Here is a 22,103-nt window from a genome sequence, read left to right as displayed (position 1 = left end):
GCTTCGGCCGTCCGCCGACGAATGTCGGTCCCGGCCGATACTCTGAGAACCTGATCAAGACGATGACCTGATCAACAGGTGTGCGGAGCACGGAAGTCGGGAAAGGCCGCAGCAGCGGAACAGCGGCAATGGGGGGCGGAAGTGGCGTTCGACGGATTCGATTTCACTCCTGGGGCGCAGGTGCCGCTCTCGGGGTCCGAGGGACAGACGGCCGCGACGTACGCTCTCGCCTCGGCGTCGTACCGGGACAGCCCGGTCGAGGAGATCCTCAAGGCCGACAACGAATGGCACAAGTCCACCGTCAAGCCCCCACGGATCAAGCTGTTCTCGCCGAACCTGGGCGAGGCCTTCGCGCGCGCGGTGCAGGACCGCATGCTGGGCGTCGGCCGCAAGCCGCTCATCCAGTCCTTCGGCACCGAACCGCAGGTCGTCGTGGAGCACTGCCTCGCGGCGAACCGCATCCGCAGGGAGCGCGACAACTGGCTGTCGGCCGTGATGGTGCTCTGCGGTGTGCTCTTCCTGCCCGGGCTGCTGATATGGCTACTGGTCTTCCAGATCCGGTCCACCATCGCCAAGCGTGATGACAAGCGGGCCTCCGCCCTCGCCACCACGCTCCTGGTCGCGGTCGGGGCCCTCGCCGTGCTCTTCCTGCTCAAGATGCCGTTCACCGGCTTCTGGGCCTGGTACGCGCGTGCGTCGATCGTCCTCCCGGTCGTCGGCTGGCTCTGGGCCAAGCAGATCTGCGAGCGCACCGCCAAGGACCTGCGTGAGCGCTGGGGCAGCCTGCTGTCCGGCGGCGCCATCGGTGCCAAGATCCCCGAGGCGGTGCCCGGCAGCCCCGGTGAGTCCGCGGCCGAGCGGCTGCGTCAGGAGCTGGCCCGGCTCAGCGCCGAGCAGCAGTCCAACTCCGTGTTCTACGCCGGGCCCAAGGGCATTCTCGGTATGGGCACCCGCTGGGGCAGCTGGCAGCTCGCCGAGGAACTGGTGGCGCGCGACGCGACCAAGGAGATCCACCCGTTCCGCAGCTGGGACGTCATCCGGTCCATCCACGACCAGCTCCGCATGCTGGAGCGCGGGCCGCTCAACACCGGTGGCTTCACCAAGCCGACGATCAAGCACTGGATCGTCACGCCGATCGGCGAGAACGCCAAGGCGGTGTCCCGGCCGGGCGGTACGGATGTGGACGCGTACACGATCAAGACCCACGCCATACAGGACATCTGCAACAAGCAGCAGTTCGGCAGCGGTGACCGGCACTATCTCGGGGTCCAATGGACGCTCTGGGACGGCCAGTTGGTCATCACCATGCTGATCACCGTGACCGTGCTGCACGAGACGCTGCGTATCGAGGTCACCGGGCATGCGCTGGGGCCGGTGAACCCGCTGTTCACCAGCAAGCCGGAGGCCCCGACGAAAGAGGTCGCCAAGGCCGTCAAGTTCTGGGAGACCCGCAAGGTGAAGCTGCCGCTGGTCACCACCGACGAGGTCGTGCGGCTTGCCGCCCGTGCCCCCTTCACCTGGTATCCGCCGCTGCTCAACTGGCTCGGCGGCACGCTGGAGCTTCCGGAGCCGTTCGGGCTGCGGCACTCATGGGCCGATCAGCCGTGGCGGCATCGCTTCATGGCCGACGATGCGTTGCGGGCGGCGGCGCCTGTGCTTCGGGTGGTGCACTCCGCTGCGATGAAGGTGCTTGAGGAGAACGGTGTCGACACGGAGCAGTTCGGGAACCGGTCGTCGTTCCTGAGTACTGCGGTGCAGGATCCGATGCCGCGGAAGGCTGACGTCTACGACGCGTAACGCCTCCGGCGGGTCAGCGCGCAAAGGGCCGTCTGTAAGTTCCGGTTGTCGTGGGCTGGTCGCGCAGTTCCCCGCGCCCCTGAAGGGGCGCGGGCCACCCCGGGTCGCAGAGAGCGCCTACGCCGTCGGCCAGGCGTCCGCCAGCATCGTGCGGGTGTCTGCCAAGAGCTGGGGGAGGACCTTGGTGTGGGCCACCACCGGCATGAAGTTCGTGTCGCCGCCCCAGCGGGGGACGATGTGCTGGTGGAGGTGGGCGGCGATGCCGGCGCCTGCCACTGTGCCCTGGTTCATGCCGATGTTGAAGCCGTGTGCGCCTGAGGCCGTACGGAGGGCGGTCATCGCCTGCTTGGTCAGCTCGCCCAGTTCGGCGGTCTCCGGGTCGGTCAGGTCGGTGTAGTCCGCTACATGGCGGTAGGGCACGACCATGAGGTGGCCGCCGTTGTACGGGTAGAGGTTGAGCACCGCGTACACCTGCTCGCCGCGCCTGACGATGAGCCCGTCCTCGTCGGATTTGGCGGGGATGGAGCAGAAGGGACAGCCGTCGTCGGCCCCCGGGCCGGTGGGCTTGTTCTCACCCTGGATGTAAGCCATCCGATGGGGCGTCCACAGGCGCTGGAACGCGTCCTGGGTTCCCACTCCGATCTGCTGCTCCGGCTCACTCGTCATGTGGTGCAGCATATTGCGTCGCCCGTTCGCGGCGTGTCGGCGGGTGCCGAACAAAAGGGTGCACGGCCAAGCTGGGGCGATGGACGACGACAGCCGAAAGACCCACTGGGACCGGCGCACCGAGATCCCACTCGCGCTGGCCTCGCTGCTGTTCCTGGCCGCGTACGCGGTCCGTGTCCTGGGTCACGGGCTGCCCACGGCATGGCTGGACACCTGCCTCGCGGTGCTGTTCGCCGCCTGGGCGGTGTTCGCCGTCGACTATGCCGTGCGCTGGCGGCTGAGCCGACAGGGACCCCGCTTCGTACGCACGCACTGGCTGGACACGCTGGTGCTGATCCTGCCCCTGCTGCGCCCGCTGCGTGTGGTCAGGGTGTACGAGGCTGTGCAGCGGAGGCGCGGGCAACCCCGTCTCGCCCTTTACGCGCGCGTGATCGTGTACGCGGGTCTGTCCGCGCTGCTGCTCGGTTTCGCGGGCGCCCTTGCCGTCTATCAGCAGGAGCACGCGGCGCCGGACGCGACGATCCGTACCTTCGGGGACGCCGTGTGGTGGACCTGCGCCACGCTCGCGACGGTCGGGTACGGGGACGTGGTACCGGTGACGCCGATGGGGCGGACGATCGCGGCCGGGATCATGGCGGGCGGTCTCGCGCTTCTCGGGGCGGTGACGGGGTCGTTCTCGTCCTGGCTGCTGCAGGTGTTCTCGCGGGAGGGCGAGGACAGCGAAAAGCCCCCGGGAAGCTGAGCTCCTCGGGGGCCTTTCATGCGCGCATCAGACCTGTGCGCGCTCCTCCACGACCTTCACGATCTTGGCGATCGCCTCGTCGACCGGGATGCCGTTCTCCTGCGAGCCGTCGCGGTAGCGGAAGGAGACGGCGCCGGCCGTCATGTCCTCGTCGCCCGCGATGACCATGAAGGGCACCTTCTGCTTCTGCGCGTTGCGGATCTTCTTCTGCATGCGGTCCGAGGATCCGTCGACCTCGACGCGGAGTCCGGCCGCCTTGGCCTTCTTGGCGAAGTCCGCCAGGTACGGCACGTGTGCGTCGCCGATCGGGATGCCGATCGCCTGGACGGGCGCCAGCCAGGCCGGGAACGCGCCCGCGTAGTGCTCCAGGAGCACCGCGAAGAAGCGCTCGATCGAGCCGAACAGCGCGCGGTGGATCATGACCGGCTGCTGCTTGGAGCCGTCCGCCGCCGTGTACTCCAGGTTGAACCGCTTGGGCTGCTGGAAGTCGACCTGGATGGTGGACATCTGCCAGGAGCGGCCGATGGCGTCCTTGGCCTGTACGGAGATCTTCGGGCCGTAGTACGCGGCGCCGCCCGGGTCGGGAACCAGCGGGAGGCCCTGCTTCTCGGCCGCCTCGCGCAGCGCGTTGGTGGCCTCCTCCCACTCCGCTTCCTCACCGATGAACTTCGGGGAGTCGTCGCGGGTGGAGAGCTCCAGCTCGAAGTCGTTCAGGCCGTAGTCGCGCAGCAGGTCGAGGACGAAGGTGAGCAGGGAGTCCAGCTCGCTCGCCATCTGCTCCTTGGTGCAGTAGATGTGCGAGTCGTCCTGCGTGAAGCCGCGGGCGCGGGTCAGGCCGTGCACGACGCCCGACTTCTCGTAGCGGTACACCGTGCCGAACTCGAAGAGCCGCAGCGGCAGTTCGCGGTAAGAGCGGCCGCGTGCCTTGAAGATCAGGTTGTGCATGGGGCAGTTCATCGCCTTCAGGCGGTAGTTCTGCCCGTCGAACTCCAGCGGCGGGAACATGGCGTCCGCGTAGTTCGGCAGGTGCCCCGAGGTCACGAAGAGCTGTTCCTTCGAGATGTGCGGGGTGTTGACGAACTCGTACTCCGCGTCCTCGTGGCGCTTGCGCGAGTAGGTCTCCATCTCCCGGCGGACGATGCCGCCCTTGGGGTGGAAGACCGCGAGGCCGGAGCCCAGCTCCTCCGGGATGGAGAAGAGGTCCAGCTCGGCGCCGAGCTTGCGGTGGTCGCGCTTCTCGGCCTCGACGAGGAAGTCGAGGTACGCCTTCAGCTCTTCCTTCGACGGCCAGGCGGTGCCGTAGATGCGCTGGAGCTGCGGGTTCTTCTCGCTGCCCCGCCAGTACGCGGCGGCCGAGCGCATCAGCTTGAACGCCGGGATGTTCCGGGTGGTGGGCAGGTGGGGACCGCGGCAGAGGTCCTTCCAGCACAGCTCGCCGGTCTTGGCATCGAGGTTGTCGTAGATCGTCAGCTCGCCGCCGCCGACCTCCGCGTCGGCGCCCTCGGCGGCCTGCGCGGCGTTGCCCTTGAGGCCGATGAGCTCCAGCTTGTACGGCTCGTCGGCCAGCTCCTCGCGGGCGGCGTCGTCGGTGGTGATCCGGCGCGAGAACTTCTGCCCGCGCTTCTGGATCTCCTGCATCTTCTTCTCGACGCGCTTGACGTCCTCCGGCGTGAACGGCTCGGCGACATCGAAGTCGTAGTAGAAGCCGTCCTTGACCGGCGGGCCGATGCCCAGCTTGGCCTCGGGGAAGAGCTCCTGCACGGCCTGCGCCATGACGTGCGCGGTGGAGTGGCGCAGGATGTTGAGACCGTCCTCGGAGGAGATCTCGACGGGCTCGACCTCCTCGCCGTCCTGCACGGCGTACGCGAGGTCCTTGAGTTCGCCGCCGACGCGGGCCGCGACGATGGTGCGCTGGCCGTCGAAGAGGTCGGCGGCCGTAGTGCCCGTCGTCACCACTCGCTCTTCCCGCTCGGAATCGCGTTGGATGATCACACGGACGTCTGACACCGGTCTCTCCTACCTGAAGGGCACGCGCGCATCTTCTATTGCGTACGTAATACGAGAGCGATCGTACCGAGACGTGGGGCCCCTACGCGAAACGGTTCCGGTCAGTCCCCGCTGCACGCTTCCTCGAAGAAGTCCAGGTTCTCCTGGAGCGACTTCATCAGGCGGTCCCGCTCGGCCTCGTCGACCTGTACGGGTGCGACCCCGGAGGCGTCCGTGAGCCGGCGGAAACCGCCCCGGCTCTCCAGCCGCCCGTGCACCCGCACGGGCAGCCCGACCAGATGGGCGTGGCCCGCGATCCGGTACGACTCCTCGTCGAGCGTCATCCGGACGTGCGGGACCTCCGCTCCTGCGATGACCCGTAGTCGTACGGTGCCCTCGCCGCGCGGCCCCGACCTGCGCATGCGCACGACAGCGCCGGTGAGGCGCACCGGCACGGACGGCTCCTCGCGCAGGAAGCGGGCCCCGGCCTCACGCAGGACGGGCAGGTCTCCGGGCGAGAACTCGACGGGCTCGGGGGGCGCCGCGCAGCCCTCGGGTACACCGGCGGCGGGCGCCCACTCCACGGCGATCCGTGCGCCCTCGGTGCCGCGGACGAGGGCCACCAGGGCTTCCAGGAGTTCGCGGCTGACACCGGCCTCGACGGCGGCGTCGAAGGCTTCCATGCCGCCGGTGGCCCGCTGGTAGTCGATGGCCTCGCGGGCGGCGTACAGCGCCTGGTGCAGGCGTACGGCGAGGGGGCGCCCGGTGGCGACGGGCACGAAGGCGGTGAGCTGGCGTCCGCCGGGCTCGGCGCCGACGAGCACGCTCTCCAGGGAGGCGACGGCGGGCCTGCGGTGGCGGGCTCCGTAGTAGCCCGCACGCGCGCGCGTGGCCAGTGCCCCGGCCAGCAGCATCTGGCGGGCGGCGGCGCGCAGTTGTTCCTCGACGGTCCAGGGCGCGGCGCCCACGGGTCCGGTCGGGACGTCGCGCCACCAGCGGATCTCGTCGCTGGGCACGGCGAGCGCGACCAGAACGTCGCGCGCGGAAGGCGAGGCGCTGCGGGAGAGCGCGACAAGTGCCTCGCCGAGCAGGTCGTCGCTGTCGGGGAAGGCCCGGCTTTCCGGTACGAGCAGGCTCGTACCGCCGCCGCCGGGCCCGGGTGGGGTCCACCGGCCGTACCGTCCCGGTGCTCCGCCGCGGCGCTGCCAGCCGTGCCGGTGGAGCAGCGCGCTGAGCACGACGGGGTCGACCTGGCCGGGCTCGGGCGGCTCGTTCCAGAGGGCCTCGACCGGGTGCGGCCGCACTGGGCGTAGGACTTCGTCGATGGGGCGGTGCGTCACGGTTTTCCTCCCGTCCCGACCCGCGTCATGATCTCGCAGAGCGCACGGTCGTCGAAGATGCGCGCGGTCGGTATCCGGACGGTGGTCCTGCGCCGGCCGGTGACGGCCTGTCCGGCGAGGTTGATCCAGTAGCAGCAGTGCCGCAGGTCGAGGCGGTCGTGGCTGGCGCGCAGCCACTCGTCCTGCGATCTGGGCACGAGCATCACGACCAGTATTTTGTGCACCGAGACCGGGGTGCGGGCCAGCTTCTCCAGGTGGGCGTTGTCGAGCGTGAAGGAGAAGGCGGGGCCCGGCGGGTTCGGCGGAATCTGGTACGTGCACTTGAGCTGCACCTTGATGGTGACTTCGTCGTCGACCGTGTGCCCGGGGGCGCTGTGGCTGACGTGCCAGTCGATGCCGTTGTCGGGAAAGGGCTGGGACAGCGAGCAGCCCGCCGCCGCCGCGACGGCGTGCAAGTAACCCACCTGCAGTGTCTCCATGCAGGCGGTGGTGGCGAGTGAGCCTCTATGGGGTGCTGTGCGCTGGGGCAGCAGCCCGCCCCGTTCGGGCTGCGCGAGTGCCATGAGTCCAACAGCCTTCCAAACCAGGTGTATCCCCGCGACGGGCCGCTGAACTGCGAAGACCCGTACCTCTGTTGTCTCCTTCCGGCGTACGGCGCAAACAGCCCGGGTATCACCAAAGTGGCAGAAGACGGCGCGTCAGCTGCCGTGGGTGAACGAGGAGTTGTGTACGTATGACGTGCTGGTACGAGGGCCCCTTGGCCGCGTTCGACACGGAGACCACGGGCGTGGACGTCGAGACCGACCGGATAGTGTCGGCCGCTGTCGTCGTCCAGGACGCCCCGGGCAGCCGCCCGCGGGTGACCCGGTGGCTGGTGAACCCGGGAGTGCCGGTGCCCGAGGGGGCGACGGCGATTCACGGACTGACGGATGAGCATCTGCAGCGCAACGGCCGCTGGCCGTCGCCTGTGATGGACGAGATAGCCAGGGAACTGGCCGAACAGGCCACGGCGGGCCGCCCGCTCGTGGTGATGAACGCTCCCTTCGATCTGACGCTTCTGGACCGGGAGTTGCGCCGTCATCGCGCTTCGACGCTCGACCACTGGTTCGAGACGAAGCCGCTGCGCGTGCTCGATCCCCGGGTCCTCGACAAGCACCTGGACCGCTATCGCAAGGGCCGCCGCACGCTCACCGACCTCTGCGCGCACTACGGCGTGGTGCTGGAGGGCGCGCACGACGCGGCGGCCGACGCGCTGGCCTCGATGGATGTCGTACGGGCGGTAGGGCGCCGTTTCCCGGCCCGCCTGGAGCGGCTCTCCCCGGCCGAACTGCACACGCTCCAGGCCGTGTGGCACGCGGCACAGGCGCGTGGACTGCAGGCGTGGTTCGCGCGCAGTGGCTCGGAGGAGGCGGTGGATCCGGCGTGGCCGCTGCGTCCGGACCTGCAGGCGGCCGCCTGAGCGCCCGCAGGGAGAGGAACACAGAAAAACCGGTCCGTCTGCGACGGACCGGCCTTCTCCGGGTGGGCGATACTGGGTTCGAACCAGTGACCTCTTCGGTGTGAACGAAGCGCTCTCCCACTGAGCTAATCGCCCGGGAACGCACCGAACAATACAGGTCTCGGCGGGTGTCGTTCAAACCGCTTCCAGGTATGCCCTGAGTCCGCGCCGCCCCGCCCGCATCATCAGCGCGTGATTGGCGCGGAAGACGGGCCGCCCCGGCACCGCGAACCGCCGCAGCAGGCGCTTGTTCAGCACGGCCTCCTGGTCGTACTGGGCCCGGGTGCCCCGCCCGTCGGCGGTCAGCGTCCAGCGTGCCCAGCCGTCGATGTCGCCGGACATCGAGATCTCCAGGACGCCGCCCTCCGGGTCGCGGCGCACCTCACGCCCGGTGAAGGTCATGTCGTACGGCAGGGTGGAGCGGATCCGGATGACGCCGCTGCGCTCGTCGACGCGGGTCACCTCGCGCACCTGTGGCCACCAGCGCGGGTACTCCTCGGCCTGCTCGAGGACGACGTACACGTCGGTGGGCGGCGCGGGGAGGTCCCACACGCTGCGGAAACGGTAATGGCTCCAGTCCATGCACGGAGTGTGCCCGCAAGGGAGTTGAGTACCGCCTGAGTACGCGCACTCATGCCGGAGAACGTGACCGGGACCACACTCCTCAGCATGACCCACATCCCGCCACCGGCCGAGGAGTTGCGGTTCCTCGACACCGAGCTGCGGCAACTCGACGCACGCCGGGCCCAGTTGCTGGCCCGCCGCGCGTGGCTGCTCCACGCGCTGTACCCGGTACCCGCACCCCGGCCCGCCGTTCGCCGACCCGAGACCACGGCTCCCAGCGTCCAGAACGTGCTCCTGATCCTCGGCGGCATCCTGCTGACCGTCGCCGCGATCGCGTTCACGCTGGTCAGCTGGGGTCACCTAGGGATCGCCGGACGGGCCCTTGTGCTGGGTGCGGTGACAGTGGCCGCGCTCGGCGCGCCCGTGCCGCTGCTCGGGCGGAGCCTGCGCTCGACCGCCGAGTCGGTGGCGGGGCTGGGTCTCGCACTGACGGTCCTTGACGCCTACGCGCTGTACGAGGTCGCGTTCCCGGACTCGGACGGCCTCGGGTACGCGGCCGTGGCGTCGGCGGTACTGGCCGTGGTGTGGGCGGCGTACGGGCTCATGCTCGGCGCACTGCGCACGTCGCCCGGTGACCGGGCGCCCTTGAGCAGCCCGCTGCGGCTGCCCCTGCCGGTCGCGACCGCGACGGCTCAGCTGCCGCTGCTCCTCTGGGCGGGTGCGGCCGACGCGGGCGCCCACACCGTGACGGCCGCGCTGCTGCTGACGGCCGCGTTCGACACGGCCCTCGCGCTCCGGACGCCCGTGAAGTCCGTACGAATCGTCTCCACCGTGGGCGCGTACGTCATGGGCGGCTGGGGCACCTTTGCCGCCGGCTGGCTGTCTCTGACGGCCTCCGGCACGAGCGCCGCCGCCCGTGCGGCGGCGCTCCTCCTCTTCGCCGCGGCGATCGCGCTGACGGCGGCCTGGCAGGCCCCGAGGCCGCGCGTCGGCACCGGCATCGCGCTGACCGGCGGCCTGATCGCGGTGGCCGCGGTCGGTGGCGTCCTGCGCCCGTCGCTGCCCGATGTCTGGACGGTTCCGGGCTATCTGGTGTGCGGTGTCGCCCTGTTGGCGGCGGTGCGCATCCGCCTCCCCGAGCCGGTGCGGCACGGTCTCGCCGGGGCGTCCGGCTGCGTACAGGCCCTCGCGGTGGTGTGGGCGCTGCCCGCGGTCACCGTCGCCCTGCTGGGCCCGGTCGACTGGGTCCGGAGCGCGTGGTCCGGTTCCCCGGCGAATGCCCGCGACGCGGTGACGACCGGCAATCCCTGGCCCCCGAACGCGGCCACGGCACCTCTCGTACTCGCCCTCGTCGCCGCCGTTCTCGTGGTGGCCGTCCGCGGCACGACCTGGCGCCCCCGGGCCCTGACCGGCGCGCTGACGCTGGCCTGGGCGACGGCGATCGTCCTCCCCGCGACCCTTGAACTCCCCTATGCGGCAGGCCTGTTCGCGCAGGCCCTGGTGGCTGCGGCTCTCGTGGCGTACGCATTTCGGGCTTCGAGGGCCCCGACGCCGGCGCTTCCCGCGCCCGCCTTGGCATCGCTCGTCCTCTCCCTCCTCACCGCCCTCAGCCTCGCCTTCCTCGCCCTGGCTTCCGAGCCGGCGACTCTGAGCGTGCTGGCCACGCTGACCGTCCTGTTCGCGGCCGCCGCGTGGCGACCGCACCTCGGCCCGATCGCGGCACCGGCCGCCCTCGTCCACGCGACTGCCCTGACCTGCGCCGTCGGAGCGTCCCTCGGCTGGCAGCCGCAGCACACCGCGCTGCTCGTCCTCGTGGTGCCCGTCGCCGCCGCACTGCTCGCGGCCCGCCTCGACGCCTCCCCGACGGCCTTGTCCGTCGAGGTGACGGGAGCCGCCGCCGCGCTGCTCGCCGTCGGGCTCGCGGTCACCGATCCGCCGATGTTGGCCCTGGTCCTGGCCCTCTGCGGAGTGATCGCCGCGGGCACGGCCGTACGGGAGGACCGGCGCCCCGTCGGCTACGCGGCCGCCGTGCTGTTCGTGCTGGCCACCTGGGTCCGCCTGGCGTCCTGGGACATCGGTTCCCCGGAGGCGTACACCCTTCCGGTGACCGTCCCGGCACTCCTCGTCGGGGTACTCAGGCGCCGAAAGGACACGCAGGTCTCGTCGTGGACGGCGTACGGCCCGGGCATCTCCGTCACGCTCCTGCCGAGCCTCTTCGCGGCATGGGGCGACGCGCACTGGCTGCGCCCGCTGCTGCTCGGCGCCGCAGCACTCGCCGTCACCCTCGTGGGCGCCCGGCACCGCCTCCAGGCGCCGCTGGTGCTGGGCGGCACGGTGCTCACCCTTGACGCGCTGCACGAACTCGCCCCGTACATCGCGCAGGTGGCCGGCGCGCTCCCCCGCTGGGCGCCTCCCGCACTCGCCGGTCTGCTGCTGCTCGCGCTGGGCGCGACGTACGAGCAGCGGATCCGGGATGCGCGGCGGGTGCGGGAGGTGCTGGGAAGGATGGACTGAGCGGTCGCGGGGAAGTGAGGCACGTCCCCGCGACCGCTCAGGCGGCCGTCACGAAGGCATCCTGTCGCCGAGAAGTGCCAGGTTCTCGATGGCGGCGAGGCCGTACAGCGCGGTGTCGTTCGTGTAGACCCAGTTGGCTTCGCTGCCCGGCACCAGCGTGACCGGGCCGCTCAGCTTCTCCGTGCTCCAGGGCGCGGACTCCTTGTAGCCGTCGGAGTTGTAGAACTTGTCCCACGCGCGCGTGGCGAGTTTCGCGTCGCCGGTCTGGACGGCCGCGTAGGCGTCGAGACGTGAGTGGCCCTGGAACAGCAGCAGGGTGCCGAAGTTGGAGCCGTACCGGGCAGCTTGTTCGGCCTTCGTCGCGTTGAAGTAGCGGCAGTAGTCGAGGTACGCGTCCTTGAACTTGGGCACCTCCACCAGGTCGATGAGCTCGGCGCACAGCTCGTTGAGTCCGAACACCGCGGACAGGTGCGAGACGCCCACCACGGGCGCGGCGGCGATCGCGAACTTCCCCGTGTCGAGGTCGTACAGCCCGCTGCCCTGCACGAACCCGTTGGGCTGGGCGGCGATCGTCTCCATCGTCGACAGCACCCGCGCCTTGGCCTTCTCCCACTTGGGGCCCTTGCGCTCCCACTCCGTCAGCCACGCCGACACGAGCCCGCTCCAGTCCGTGCCGAAGCCGATCGACAGAGCGTGCCGGTCGGGCGTGTACGGCTCGGTGCGGATCTTGCGGATCGGGTCGAGGACGAGGAAGGTCTCGTCGGAGTCGACGTTGGCGTGCATGAGGTCGCCGACGCGTTCATCGGCGGTGAGGAAGTAGTAGTAGCGCCGGTACGTGGTGTTGGCGATGCGCTGCTGTTTGGCGCTGTCGGCGTAGTGCTGTATGCCGTGCCGGGTGCCCAGGCCCGCCCATTGGCCCAGGTGGTAGACGTCGACCTCGCCGGTGTGCCGGGTCATCGCCTCGGCGAAGCGGAAGATGTCCGCGCGGCCGGAGCGGAGATAGGCGAACCAGAGCCAGAGGTCGGGCGAGAGCTCGGAGTTGTCCCAGGCGTAGCCGCCGACGTCGTACCGCCACTGGTGCCTGACCGGGTCGTACGAGTGCATGATGTCGCCGTAGTCCCAGAAGCCGTACCAACGGCGCATCTCCACCTGATCCTTGTAATAGGTGAAGAGGAAGTCGAGGTGGTCCTCGATCTTCGCCTTGGCGGTGGTGGAGCGGTCGGGCTCGGAGAAGAGGCCGCCGAACACCTTGGCCTTGACGAGATGCGCGGGCGGGGCGGCGAGTTGCGGCAACACCCGTACTGCTTCTACCTGTTCGGCGAGCGACTCAGGCGTGGGCGTCGACTCGTTGGCCCAGAAGAGGAGTTCGGAGGTGCGGGCGATGCCGTACGGGGTGCCGAAGCCCGGCTCGTAGTCCTCGTAGGTGATGTTGAGGCCTTCGAGCTGCTCGGCGAACGTGTCCTGGCCCATGCCGTCGTGGTAGAAGCGCAGGTCCATGGGTTGCGCCTCGGGCGACCAGAGCCAGAGGGTGACCTCGGCCTCGTCGGTGTGGGCGTCGCGGATGTCGAGCTGCGCCGGATGCTTCTCCCAGAAGTCCCGCAGGCCGAAGGAGAATCCGCCGCTGGGCCCGCCGACGTATCCGAAACCGGACGCTCGCTTGCCACCGCCCGCGGGGATCCAGCCGTACCCCTTCTTCGTGCGCTTGCGCAGGCCGAAGCCGTCGGCGGAGAGCTGCGAGAGCGTGTAGTCGCCCCACTCGGGGATGTACTGGAGCCGGGTGGTGACCCGCTGGTCCCAGGTCGACGGATCGGGCAGCTTCTCCCCCGCGAACTGGGCCGCCTGGACCGCCGCGCCCGGATCGCGCCGCAGCCCGGTGATGCCCTTCACCGCTTCCCGCAGCAGACCGGTGCCGTCACCGCCGATGCGGATGTGCCGGTCGTACGAGGCGTCGCGCATCGGCACGGTGAAGCGGACACCGAGGCCGCGGATGAAGTCGCCGCTCGCCTTGCCGGGCTCCTGCGTCCCGTCGAAGGTGATGGTGTGCACCATGCGGAACGACTCGGCGCCCGCGTAGAAGTACAGTCGGACCGAGAAGGGGAGCCAACTCCGGCTGCCCTTGCGGTGCTTGCCGTCGATGCGGACGACGGCACGGACCGGGCCCTCCTGTTCGACCTCGACCTCGGAGATGGCGCTCTCGAAGCGTTCGAACTTCTCCGCGCCCTGGTCCTCGTCCTCGATCTCGGGCTGGCGGATGAGCACGAGTCGGCCGTTCTTGGCGATCTCGGTGGTCCCGCGGGTGACGGACTTGACGAGCGTGGAGCCGCTCTTGCCGATCTTCGCCGTGATGACCCCGGTCGATATGTCGATGGTGCCGCCGCTCTTGTCGACGGTGACCGACTTGTCGGGGGCGGCCGGCTCGCCCGCGGCGAGGCTGAGCTTCCCCGATCCTGAACTGACCGCGTGGGCGGTCCACTTGAGGGAGCCGTCCGGCCAGTACGCGATCGGCCAGGACTGCACGGGCACGGCCTTGCCGTCGGCGTCCGTGAGCGCGAAGGTCTGGTCCTGTGCGTACGCGCCCTTCGGCCAGGGCACGCCGACGGTGGAGCCGGGGGCGGCGCCGAGGCCGCCGTCCTCCAGCCAGTCCAGGGTGACGGGGTCCGCGTCGGCGGCCTCCGCTCTCGGCGCGGCCTGGGCGTTCGCACTTCCCAGCGCCCAGCTGAACTGCGCGGCGGCTCCGGCGACGGCGGCCGCCTTGAGCAGAGACCTGCGGGGAATGGGAGACATGGCCTTTCCTTTCCGTGCGGGGAAGTCAGGGGCATGACAGACAGAGGTACGACGCCCAGGGCGCCGACCTGCGAAGGGCTCACCGGAGGCGGTGGCGCTCCTCGACGGCGACGGCCGCCGCCGCGACGGCCCCCAGGACGGGGACCGCCAGTGGTGCGATGAGCCAGGCGGAACAGGCCACCACGACCAGTCCGCCGACGAGCAGGAACGACCCGGCCGGGTCGAGGACCGTACGACGCCCGGCGTCCGCGAGCAGCACGCGCCAGGACGCCCCGGGTTCCCAGGCCGCCGCCGCGCGCAGCCCGGCGACGGCGAGTCCGATCAGCGCGAAGAGTCCGACGGCCCCGACCAGCGGGCCACCGGGGATCCCGGCGCGCACGGCCTGGACGTCCACCCAGACCGCGGCGGCCGCGGCCCAGCCGGCGACCCCGGCGATCCAGCCGCCCCGGACGGCCGCCCGGAAGTCGGCCGTGAACTCCCGCCAGCCACCGGCCTCATGGGCCGTACGCCGCCGCAGATGCCGCGCACCCGCGGCGAACGCGGCGGGGTAGGTGACCAGCGGCAGCGAGGCCACCGCGATCCAAACCCCGGTGAGCAGACACTCGGCGAAGACGGCGAACCGCTCGGCGAACGCGGACTCCCGAGGTTTCCTGCGTTCCTTGGCGCGTGCCTGGCTGCCGGCCATCAGCCCTTCAGCCCCGACGTCGCCATACCGTCGATCAGGTACCGCTGGAAGGCGAGGAAGAACAGCAGCACAGGCAGCAGCGCGACCAGCGACATCGCGATCATGCCGCCGTAGTTGGCGACACCCTCCTGGTCGCGGAACATCATCATCCCCAGCGAGACGGTGTACTTGCTGGGTTCGTTGAGGTAGATCAGCGGGCCCATGAAGTCGTTCCAGGCGTTGATGAAGGTGAAGATCGCGCTGGTGATGAGCGCGGGCCGGCACAGCGGCAGCACGATCGACCAGTAGATCCGCAGATGCCCGCACCCGTCGAGCCGGGCCGCCTCGTCCAGCTCACGCGGCAGGTTCCGCATGAACTGCACCATCAGGAAGACGAAGAACGCCTCGGTGGCCAGGTACTTGCCGATCAGCAGCGGCACATAGGTGTTGATCAGCTCCATCTTCTGGAACATCACGTACTGCGGAATGAGCAGCACGTGGTACGGCAGCAGAAGCGTGCCGATCATGATCGAGAACATCAGGTTCCGCCCGGCGAACCTGATCTTGGCGAAGGCGTACGCCGTCAACGAGCAGGAGATGACGATGCCGACGACGGAACCGAGCGCGTAGAAGAGGGAGTTCTGGAAGAAGGTGGCGATCGAGATGTCCGCGATGCCGTCGGCGAGCCCCTTGAAGTTGCCGAGGATGGGGCTGGTCGGGAACAGGTCGAGGCTGCCGATGATCTCGCGGCTGGGCTTGAACGAGGCGCCGATGACCCAGATGACGGGGTAGAGGACGACGGCGAGGACGGCCAGGGCGCCGAGGTGCCAGGCGAGGGAACCGGAGCGCTTGCGGCCGCTGGGGGGCCGTCCGGCCACCGCCGGGCCGAGTTCCACGGGCTTGCGCAGGGTGGTGCTCATCGGGCGTCCTCCTCGTAGTGCACCCACCGCTTCTGCGACCAGAAGAGGACGGCCGTCACCAGCGCCACGGCGAGCAGCAGCATCCAGGCCATCGCGGAGGCGAAGCCCATCTGGGACTCCCTGAAACCCTTTTGGTACAGGTAGCAGGTGTAGACGAGCGTGGCGTCGGCCGGTCCGCAGGTGGCGTTGGAGACGACGTACGCCGAGCCGAAGATCTGGAAGGAGTGGATGGTCTCCAGGAGCACGTTGAAGAAGAGCACCGGCGAGATCATCGGCAGCGTGATGTTCCAGAACCGCCGCAGCGGCCCGGCGCCGTCCACCTCGGCAGCCTCGTACAGCTCCTTCGGCACCTGCTTGAGCCCGGCCAGGAAGATCACCATGGGCGCCCCGAACTGCCACACGGTGAGCGCGACCAGGCTGTAGAGCACCCAGTCCGGATCGCCGACCCAGCCGCCGGTGTGGAAGCCGAAGAACGACTGCGTACGGTCGACGATGGCGTCGTCCGAGAAGAGCGCGCGCCACACGAAGCCGACGGAGACGCTCGCTCCGATCAGCGAAGGGGCGTAGAAGGCGGCCCGGTAGAAGGCCTGGCCGCGCCTGCTCTGCGCGAGCAGCAGGGCGACTCCCAGCGCGAGGAGCAGCTTCAGCGGCGTGCCGATGACGACGTACTTGGCCGTCACCTCGACCGACTTCTGCCACCGGGGGTCCTCGAACATCTTGGTGAAGTTGTCGAAGCCGATCCACCGCGGTGAATTGAAGAGGTTGTAATCGGTGAACGCGAAGTAGAACGAGGCGGCCATCGGCCCCGCGGTCAGCAGCAGGAAGCCCGCGATCCAGGGGGACATGAAGAGATAGCCGGCGAGATTCTCCCGGCGCCCCCGCCGCTTTCGGTCGGCGGGGGCCGCGGGGTGTATCTCCTGGGCGTCGGGCGGAGAGTCCTTGACGAGCGTCACTGCGGTTCCCATCAGGCGGCGAGGGCGGTCTTCGCCTCGGAGAAGAACTGCTTCACCGCGTCGGCGACCTTGGTCGTGCCCTGCGACATGTCACCGGCGATACGCAGGAAGGCCGCCTCTGCGGTGTCCGCGCCGGCCGGGTGCGGGGTGATGGTGCCGAGGACTCCGGCCGCGGCGACATCCTCCTCGTACTGCGCGATCGCCTTGCTGGGGGCGTCGGCCGGCGTGAACGCCTCGAACTGCTCGGTGGTGGCGAGGATGCCGCGGTCGTAACCCATGATCTTGCCGACCTCGGGGTCGTGGACCATGAAGTTGATGAACTGGGCGACTTCCTTGGGGTGCTGGGTGCGCGCGGAGGCGCTCAGCATGAGCGAGGCGAGGTACTGACCGGTCTGCTTGCCGTCGGTCGTGGGGATCGGCGCGAGGCCGTACGTGCTGTCGCCCTCCGCGGTGTAACGCACCGTGAAGTTGTCCCAGGTGAACTCGGAGGCGCCGTGGGCGGCCGAGAGCGAGGACTTCGGCTTGTCCTGCTCGACCCGCTTCGGGTCGGTGATGATCCCGGCCTTGACGCGGTTGTACGCGTCCGTCCACCACTCCGTCAGATCGGCCTCGTCGAAGCCGAGTCCGTCCGCGGTGAAGAAGGCCTTCCCGTTCTGCCGGAGGTAGAGGTCGTAGAGATACATGATGCCGAAGTAGCCGGTGTCACCCGCCACCTTCTGCGAGTCATGGATCTTCTTGAGTGCGGCGAAATACTCGTCCCACGTCCAGCCCTGTTCGGCCTTGATGCCGGCCTTCTCAAATACCTTCTCGTCGATGACAAGTGACATGGTGTTGGATCCGACGGGTACTCCGAGAATCTTTCCGTCGACCTCGCCGACCTTTTCGACTCCGGCCCGGAAGTTCTCCAGGCTCAAATTGCCCGCTTCCACTTGGGGCTTGAGGTCGAGCAGCACACTTCTCTTGTCGTACTTCCGAAGAAATCCCACCGCGTTCTGGAATACGTCCGGCGGATTTCCACCAGCGGCCTGGGTCTGGAACTTCTCCCAAAAGGCCACGTAGTCCTGGAAGTCCGTCTTCACCTTGATCTTCGGGTACTTCTTCTCGAAGAGCGCGATGGACTGGTTGATCCGCTTCGCCCGCTCGTCGGCACCCCACCAGGCGTACCGGATCGTGACGGTCCCGTCCCCGGAACCGCTCCCCCCACCGCACCCCGTCGCCGCCGCCAGTCCCAGCGTGGCCAGCGAAGCTCCGGCCGCCTTGAGGACCGTACGCCTCTCAACACTCCCGTTGTTTCCCACAGTCGGGCCTCCCCGCGACGTCACCGCCGCCTGCCGCATGAATCGTTTCAAGTAAGCGCTTGCTGGCACAAGGTACGGAGGGCTTTCGGGCACGTCAATGATTCGGACAGGAATTGATGTGCGGCGGTCCGCCTGCGCGGCGGCGCGAACTGGGAGTTGACCCCGGGTCGCGTCCGCGAGTGTGCAGGTCGGGTGGGTGCGACCGACCCGCCGAACGGGATTCGGGGGGTCGGGCGAGTTGCGAGTGGGGCTGAAAACAGACGGGGGTTGGGGGGTTGGGCGGGGTGGGGGAACCGAGCTTGAGGGGTGACGGGCGGTGACTCTCGGGAGCATGGCGGGGCGGGGCCGGGCTGGGCCTGAGGGTGGCTCGGCCGCCGTGGATCGACCGGGAGGGCTGCGCGATCAGAGGGTGGCCCGAACTCGGTATGGGCTGATCAGAGGTCGGTCCGACCGTGGAGTGGCACGCGGTGTCGGGCCGCTGCCGGCGGGCGTGCGGCCCGGTCGGCCACAGCTCACGACAGCCCAGTGACCGCCGAGATCAAGGGCGGCAAGGCGCGCCCTGCGCGTATCGCGGCCACCGTCGATTCCGGCGCCCCTTCTCGGCCGCCGCCCCTCGTACCGGCAGGCAGCACCACGGCCGCTCAGCCGGGCGGAAACGACGAAGGCGACCCGGTCCACGTCTTCCGTGGAGCTGGGCCGCCTAACGCGGTGGTGGGCGATACTGGGATCGAACCAGTGACCTCTTCGGTGTGAACGAAGCGCTCTCCCGCTGAGCTAATCGCCCGGGCGCAGGGAGAACATTACCCCATGTCAGGGGGTGGCTCCGACCTGCCGAGGGGCCATCACAGGCCCCGGGAGCACACCGTCACTCCTTGATGTTCCAGGGCATCTCGAAGCCGAACTTCCAGACGTAGACGGCACCGAGGCCCACGATGATCACGAGCCCGATCGACGTGAGGATGATGTTGCGTCGACGCACCTTGGGGTCGAGAGCACGCTGCGTCGCCTCGGTGACCTTGCGCTTCGTCCAGCGGAGCACGAGCTGCGCCCAGACGAACTCGGTCGCCCAGATCGCCATGCCGCCGAAGATCACCAGCCAGCCGGGCCCCGGCAGCGGAAGCATGACCACGCCCGCGCCGACCACCGCGAGACCCACGATGAAAACGCCCACCTGCCAGGGCAGGTGCAGCGCGCGACGCGCCTTGATGAAATGCGGTGCCCGCGAACCAAGCGCTCGCTCGGCCTTCGTTCCGTCATCAGCCGTGGCGATCTCGCCCGGCTCGTCACTCCCCGTATTCATACGGCCAAACCCTACCCGAGAGAAACCAGTCACCGGAATGGTCCTATCCGGCGAACGAGCTCTCGGCCGGATGAGTTACGTAAAGGCACGCAAAACACTCAGAGGGGTTTACAACGGCACCGTAGGTGGCATGTCGATTTCGCCGACGTGCGAATCCCCGAGCGCACACTGAGCGAAAGGCCCTGGCGCTTATGAACACCACGGTCAGCTGCGAGCTGCACCTGCGCCTCGTTGTGTCGAGCGAGTCCTCACTGCCTGTTCCCGCAGGACTGCGGTATGACACGGCCGATCCCTACGCCGTGCACGCCACCTTCCACACCGGAGCCGAGGAAACCGTCGAGTGGGTGTTCGCCCGCGACCTCCTGGCCGAGGGCCTGCACCGGCCCACCGGTACCGGCGACGTCCGAGTCTGGCCGTCCCGGAGCCACGGTCAGGGCGTCGTATGCATCGCCCTGAGCTCCCCGGAGGGCGAAGCCCTGCTCGAGGCCCCGGCGCGGGCCCTCGAGTCGTTCCTGAAGCGAACGGACGCCGCCGTGCCCCCAGGCACGGAACACCGGCACTTCGATCTCGACACGGAGCTCTCACACATCCTGGCCGAGAGCTGACGAGTCACCTCAGAGCCGCCCGGCGCCGTCCACTCGGGGAGACGGCTCGGGCCTAGACAACCGAATAGGGCGTACACCGGCGCCGTCACCGCGGAAGTTCCGCGGGGGCGGCGCCGGTGCGCGCGCCCGGCAAGACAGCTCCCAGGTACCGCGCACCGGCGCCCGTGGCCATGCCCCGGCGAGACAGGCCCCGCTCCCCCGCGCCGCGAAGCCACTACCATCGGCCAGCATCGGGCGAGCGCCAGCCCGACCCCCAGGCCAGGGAGCTAATCGTGCTGATCACCCACGACACGCGGTGTGCCCTCGACGCCGTGGTGGATCTGGTGAACACCGCGCCGGAGGACCACACGACGGACGACGGGCTCGCGGATATCGCCTCCCTCGCCGATTTCGTACGAAAGCACGAGATCAGCGATGTCGGCGAGCTGTCCGAGTACGATCTCGCGGCCGTGCACAAGGTTCGCGCCAAGTTCGCCGGGGTCTTCGCCACCGGTGATCCGCGGATCGCCGCCGCTCTGATCAACGAGCTGGTCGCCACCGCGGGCACCACGCCCCGGCTCACCGATCACGACGGCTACGACTGGCACGTGCACTACTTCGCGCCGGGCGCCTCGGTCGCCGACCATCTCGCCGCCGACTGCGGGATGGCGCTGGCCTTCTTCGTGGTGGCCGGGGAGCAGGAGAGGCTCCGCCGCTGCGAGGCCCCCGACTGCCGGCGCGCCTTCGTCGACCTGTCCCGCAACCGGTCCCGCCGCTACTGCGACAGCCGCACCTGCGGAAACCGCCTCCACGTGGCCGCGTACCGCGCACGCCGCAAGGAAGCTGCGGGCTGACGGGCGTATCGGCTCCCGAGGCGTCGCGGGAGTCGTCGGCGGGGACGCGGGCGTGCCCGTTCGACTTCGGCCCGGCGCAAGGAATGGCGGGTTGACGGAGCCCTCAGCGGGTGACGCCAGGGGCTCCGTGTACGGCTCAGAGCAGCAGCAGGTCGTGCAGCGAAGCCATGAGCAGGAGACAGCCGATCACCGCTAGGAAGATCATCAGCGGTGGCTGGGAGAGCGCGAAGAGACAACCACGCCGCTCCTGTGACGGGGCGGCGGTGTCGCTCTGTGTTGTGTCCAGCATCTCGCGGGCGATGATGGCGCAGCGGACACCTCTTGGGCGATCAACACGCCCAGAAAATACGGGAGTTCGCCGGATCCCGTGACGAGGGCGCTCGAACGTGATCGGTTAGGCGCGCTCCGTGAGGTCTCTGTGTCGTTTCAGTCGGTCATATCCCGGTCATATGCCGTGCTTCTTCAGGATGGCCTCGATGTCGCTGAAGTCTTCCCCGGAGCCGGTGGCACGAGGTGCCGCCGCCGGCCGGGCGGCGGGGCGGACGGCCGGGCCCAGTGAGGGCGCCGACGCCGCGGGGGCCACCGCCTCGCGCTGTGCGGTCCGTGCCGCCTTGCGTTCCTTGCGGGTCCCGCCGCCGCGCCGCTCCACGGCCCTCGTGGTCATGAACAGCAGCCAGGCACCGCCGAGCACGACGAAGCCCGCCCACACGGTCGGACTGAACGCGGTGTCGGCCAGCCAGCCGACGACCCCGGTCATCACCAGGCCCACCGGCACGAGCGAATAGGCGGCGATGCGCGCGGCCGCGAGGAACCGCTTGCGGTAGGCCGTGACCGCGGCGATACCCAGGCCGGCCGCGGAGACGGCGGAACAGACGGTCTCGGCAATCATCCGGTCCTCCAGGCAGGGCTTGGGTCGGGCAGGGTCGGTTCGTCCCTTCCATCCTGCACCGCCCGACGCCCGGTATGCCATGCCCTGGGCGGACCTCAGGGACAAATCGGGGTCGGCGTCCTCCCCAGGTCCCGGTCGGCCCACGGAGACGGCGCACGTCGTCGGTCCCGGTTGGGTCGCCCGCGCCGGGGCTGGGAGACTGGTGTCCATGAACGACTCCTCATCCGCACGTCCGGCCGCCGTCCTGGACGTCTGGTGCGAACTCGAGTGCGCCGACTGCCGCACCGCCCTCGACGACCTGCGTGCGCTGCGTGCCCGCTACGGCGACCGTCTGGAGCTGCGGCTGCGGCACTTCCCGCTGGAGAAGCACAAGCACGCCTTCGCCGCCGCGCAGGCCGCGGAGGAGGCGGCGGAGCAGGGGCAGGCATGGCCGTACATCGAAGCGGTGCTCGGCCGCGTCGAGGACCTGAACCGCAAGGGAGAGCCCTTCCTGATCGAGGCCGCCCGTGAACTCGGCCTGGACGCCGAGGAGTTCGACACGGCCCTGATCGACGGCCGGCACATCCTGATCGTCGACGCCGACCAGGCCGAGGGCAAGGCCATCGGCGTGACAGGCACCCCGACGTACGTCATCGACGGTGAACTCCTCGACGGCAGCAAGAGCCAGGAAGGCCTGCGTGAACGCATCGAGGAGATCGCGGACCGGCTGCTGGCCGAGCAGGAGGCGTAACTCCCGCAACGGGCCTCGTA

The 22,103-nt window shown here is 69.5% G+C and carries 20 protein-coding genes and 2 tRNA genes; 7 read left to right on the top strand and 15 right to left on the bottom strand.

All coding sequences use genetic code 11. The features are described from left to right. The first annotated feature begins 141 nt into the window (after positions 1-141). The gene (locus tag OG246_RS24395; RefSeq protein ID WP_266467487.1) at positions 142-1,797 is read left to right on the top strand and encodes a hypothetical protein; all 1,656 of its coding nucleotides are present in this window, start codon (positions 142-144) and stop codon (positions 1,795-1,797) included. Between the two features lie 117 nt (positions 1,798-1,914). Here the strand turns inward: OG246_RS24395 and OG246_RS24390 are convergent, their stop codons facing one another. Then, the gene (locus tag OG246_RS24390) at positions 1,915-2,475 is read right to left on the bottom strand and encodes an HIT domain-containing protein (protein WP_266467483.1); all 561 of its coding nucleotides are present in this window, start codon (positions 2,473-2,475) and stop codon (positions 1,915-1,917) included. A gap of 67 nt (positions 2,476-2,542) precedes the next feature. Between OG246_RS24390 and OG246_RS24385 the strand changes: the two genes are divergently transcribed. Further along, positions 2,543-3,205: a potassium channel family protein gene (locus OG246_RS24385; protein WP_266467480.1), complete on the top strand. Its 663-nt coding sequence runs from the start codon at positions 2,543-2,545 to the stop codon at positions 3,203-3,205. A gap of 27 nt (positions 3,206-3,232) precedes the next feature. Here OG246_RS24385 and thrS read toward each other — a convergent pair whose 3' ends face one another. The 3 genes from thrS to OG246_RS24370 form a co-directional block, all read right to left on the bottom strand. Further along, complete coding sequence (gene thrS, locus OG246_RS24380; RefSeq protein WP_266467477.1) at positions 3,233-5,212, bottom strand: threonine--tRNA ligase; 1,980 nt, start codon at positions 5,210-5,212, stop codon at positions 3,233-3,235. 101 nt (positions 5,213-5,313) lie between these two features. After that, complete coding sequence (locus OG246_RS24375) at positions 5,314-6,531, bottom strand: hypothetical protein (RefSeq protein ID WP_266467475.1); 1,218 nt, start codon at positions 6,529-6,531, stop codon at positions 5,314-5,316. Then, a complete protein-coding gene (locus tag OG246_RS24370; protein ID WP_266467472.1) occupies positions 6,528-7,094 on the bottom strand; it encodes a DUF4365 domain-containing protein in 567 nt (188 codons plus the stop codon). Before OG246_RS24370 ends, OG246_RS24375 begins: the two co-directional genes overlap by 4 nt. 170 nt (positions 7,095-7,264) lie before the next feature. Here OG246_RS24370 and OG246_RS24365 point away from each other — a divergent pair, with 170 nt between their 5' ends. Then, positions 7,265-7,990, top strand: a complete 726-nt coding sequence (locus tag OG246_RS24365; protein WP_266467469.1) for a 3'-5' exonuclease — start codon at positions 7,265-7,267, stop codon at positions 7,988-7,990. Between the two features lie 63 nt (positions 7,991-8,053). Here the strand turns inward: OG246_RS24365 and OG246_RS24360 are convergent. Both OG246_RS24360 and OG246_RS24355 read right to left on the bottom strand, forming a co-directional pair. Continuing rightward, positions 8,054-8,125 (bottom strand) — tRNA-Val (locus OG246_RS24360). A gap of 39 nt (positions 8,126-8,164) precedes the next feature. Further along, positions 8,165-8,611, bottom strand: a complete 447-nt coding sequence (locus tag OG246_RS24355) for an SRPBCC family protein (protein ID WP_266467466.1) — start codon at positions 8,609-8,611, stop codon at positions 8,165-8,167. Positions 8,612-8,698: 87 nt separating this feature from the next. Here OG246_RS24355 and OG246_RS24350 point away from each other — a divergent pair, with 87 nt between their 5' ends. After that, positions 8,699-11,107, top strand: a complete 2,409-nt coding sequence (locus OG246_RS24350) for an SCO7613 C-terminal domain-containing membrane protein (protein WP_266467463.1) — start codon at positions 8,699-8,701, stop codon at positions 11,105-11,107. Positions 11,108-11,155: 48 nt separating this feature from the next. Here OG246_RS24350 and OG246_RS24345 read toward each other — a convergent pair whose 3' ends face one another. From OG246_RS24345 to OG246_RS24315, 7 genes are all read right to left on the bottom strand, one after another. Continuing rightward, complete coding sequence (locus OG246_RS24345; protein ID WP_266467460.1) at positions 11,156-13,891, bottom strand: Tat pathway signal sequence domain protein; 2,736 nt, start codon at positions 13,889-13,891, stop codon at positions 11,156-11,158. A gap of 79 nt (positions 13,892-13,970) precedes the next feature. Next, positions 13,971-14,576 (bottom strand): hypothetical protein, encoded by a 606-nt coding sequence (locus tag OG246_RS24340; protein ID WP_266467457.1) that lies wholly within the window; start codon positions 14,574-14,576, stop codon positions 13,971-13,973. Next, positions 14,576-15,475, bottom strand: a complete 900-nt coding sequence (locus tag OG246_RS24335) for a carbohydrate ABC transporter permease (protein WP_266467454.1) — start codon at positions 15,473-15,475, stop codon at positions 14,576-14,578. The genes OG246_RS24340 and OG246_RS24335 overlap by 1 nt, the downstream gene beginning before the upstream one ends. After that, positions 15,472-16,428: a carbohydrate ABC transporter permease gene (locus OG246_RS24330; protein WP_266467451.1), complete on the bottom strand. Its 957-nt coding sequence runs from the start codon at positions 16,426-16,428 to the stop codon at positions 15,472-15,474. The genes OG246_RS24335 and OG246_RS24330 overlap by 4 nt, the downstream gene beginning before the upstream one ends. 11 nt (positions 16,429-16,439) lie before the next feature. Then, on the bottom strand, positions 16,440-17,726 hold the full coding sequence (locus OG246_RS24325) for an ABC transporter substrate-binding protein (RefSeq protein WP_266467448.1): 1,287 nt from the start codon (positions 17,724-17,726) through the stop codon (positions 16,440-16,442). A gap of 709 nt (positions 17,727-18,435) precedes the next feature. Beyond that, a tRNA-Val gene (locus OG246_RS24320) sits at positions 18,436-18,510 on the bottom strand. An 81-nt stretch (positions 18,511-18,591) separates the two neighbouring features. After that, positions 18,592-19,026, bottom strand: coding sequence for a TIGR02611 family protein (locus tag OG246_RS24315; RefSeq protein ID WP_266467445.1), 435 nt, complete (start codon positions 19,024-19,026; stop codon positions 18,592-18,594). Between the two features lie 191 nt (positions 19,027-19,217). Between OG246_RS24315 and OG246_RS24310 the strand changes: the two genes are divergently transcribed. Further along, positions 19,218-19,631 carry an SsgA family sporulation/cell division regulator gene (locus OG246_RS24310; RefSeq protein WP_003959770.1) on the top strand — a complete coding sequence of 138 codons (414 nt, stop codon included), beginning with the start codon at positions 19,218-19,220 and terminating at the stop codon, positions 19,629-19,631. Between the two features lie 272 nt (positions 19,632-19,903). Further along, on the top strand, positions 19,904-20,464 hold the full coding sequence (locus OG246_RS24305; protein WP_266467442.1) for a CGNR zinc finger domain-containing protein: 561 nt from the start codon (positions 19,904-19,906) through the stop codon (positions 20,462-20,464). 136 nt (positions 20,465-20,600) lie between these two features. On the opposite strand, the gene OG246_RS24300 is transcribed toward OG246_RS24305, so the two are convergent. Together OG246_RS24300 and OG246_RS24295 are read right to left on the bottom strand one after the other, a co-directional pair. Further along, entirely contained in the window at positions 20,601-20,753 is a 153-nt protein-coding gene (locus tag OG246_RS24300; RefSeq protein WP_266467439.1) for a hypothetical protein, read from the bottom strand. 156 nt (positions 20,754-20,909) lie between these two features. Continuing rightward, positions 20,910-21,353 carry a hypothetical protein gene (locus OG246_RS24295; RefSeq protein ID WP_266467436.1) on the bottom strand — a complete coding sequence of 148 codons (444 nt, stop codon included), beginning with the start codon at positions 21,351-21,353 and terminating at the stop codon, positions 20,910-20,912. Between the two features lie 208 nt (positions 21,354-21,561). On the opposite strand from OG246_RS24295, the gene OG246_RS24290 reads away from it, so the two are divergent. Beyond that, the gene (locus tag OG246_RS24290; protein WP_266467433.1) at positions 21,562-22,083 is read left to right on the top strand and encodes a DsbA family protein; all 522 of its coding nucleotides are present in this window, start codon (positions 21,562-21,564) and stop codon (positions 22,081-22,083) included. Positions 22,084-22,103 lie beyond the last annotated feature (20 nt).

The sequence above is a fragment of the Streptomyces sp. NBC_00620 genome (assembly GCF_026341825.1).
Lineage (GTDB): Bacteria > Actinomycetota > Actinomycetes > Streptomycetales > Streptomycetaceae > Streptomyces.
This window is presented reverse-complemented; position numbering and strand designations above follow the sequence as displayed.